This is a genomic window from Ruegeria sp. CI1, from assembly GCF_056536925.1.
Window position 1 is genome coordinate 1 of sequence record NZ_JBQFQP010000033.1, and the last position, 1,325, is coordinate 1,325.

Consider the following 1,325-nt stretch of genomic DNA (forward strand, 5'->3'; position numbering starts at 1 on the left):
TCCGGCTTGACCCCGATATAGTCCGCCTGATCGGCGCGCAGTTGGGTCAGCTTGACACCAATCCGATCCAGATGCAGACGCGCAACCTTCTCATCCAAGTGCTTGGGCAGAATATAGACCTGGTTGTCATAATCCTCGCCTCCGGTCCAAAGCTCGATCTGGGCCAGAACCTGATTAGTGAACGAGGCCGACATCACAAACGAAGGGTGTCCGGTTGCGTTTCCAAGGTTCAGCAGGCGGCCTTCGGACAGCAGGATGATGCGATTGCCCGAAGGCATCTCGATCATGTCCACCTGTTCCTTGATGTTGGTCCACTTGTGGTTCTTCAAGTTCGCAACCTGAATTTCGTTGTCGAAATGGCCAATATTCCCGACGATGGCCATGTCTTTCATCTCGCGCATATGCTCGATGCGGATCACGTCCTTGTTGCCTGTCGTCGTAACGAAAATATCGGCAGATGCAACTTCGTCTTCCAGCAGAGTCACCTCGAAACCATCCATCGCCGCTTGAAGCGCGCAGATCGGGTCAACCTCGGTCACTTTCACCCGGGCACCAGCTCCGCGCAGCGAGGCGGCAGAGCCTTTTCCAACGTCGCCATACCCGCAGACGACGGCAACCTTGCCCGCCATCATTGTGTCGGTGGCGCGGCGGATACCGTCGACCAGCGATTCCTTGCAGCCGTACTTGTTGTCGAACTTCGACTTGGTCACGCTGTCATTAACGTTGATCGCCGGGAACGGCAGATGGCCTTTTTCCATCATCTTGTACAGGCGATGCACGCCGGTAGTGGTCTCTTCGGACACGCCCTTGATCATATGGCGTTGCTTGACGAACCAGCCCGGACTTTCTGCCAAACGCTTCTTGATCTGCGCGAACAGCGCGACTTCTTCTTCCGATTGCGGATTTTCGATCAGGTCGGTCTCACCTTCCTCGACCCGTGCACCCATCAGAATGTACAGCGTCGCATCGCCGCCATCGTCAAGAATCATGTTTGCGCCGCCCTCGGGGAACTGGAATATCTGGTCGGCATAATCCCAGTATTCCTCGAGCGTTTCGCCCTTGACGGCGAACACCGGCGTTCCACTTGCAGCGATCGCAGCAGCAGCATGGTCTTGTGTCGAGAAAATGTTGCATGATGCCCAGCGCACATCCGCGCCCAGCGCAACCAGCGTCTCGATCAGAACGGCAGTCTGAATGGTCATATGTAGCGATCCGGCAATACGGGCGCCTTTCAATGGCTGGCTTTCACCGTATTCTGCCCGCAAGGCCATCAGCCCCGGCATTTCTGTTTCGGCGATATCCAGTTCTTTGCGGCCATATTCGGC

The 1,325-nt window shown here is 56.2% G+C and carries 1 protein-coding gene; it reads right to left on the reverse strand.

Annotated features, from left to right (window positions below):
- On the reverse strand, positions 1-1,325 hold a 1,325-nt coding region (gene ahcY, locus ACR0LZ_RS21120), incomplete at both ends, for an adenosylhomocysteinase (protein ID WP_480752218.1).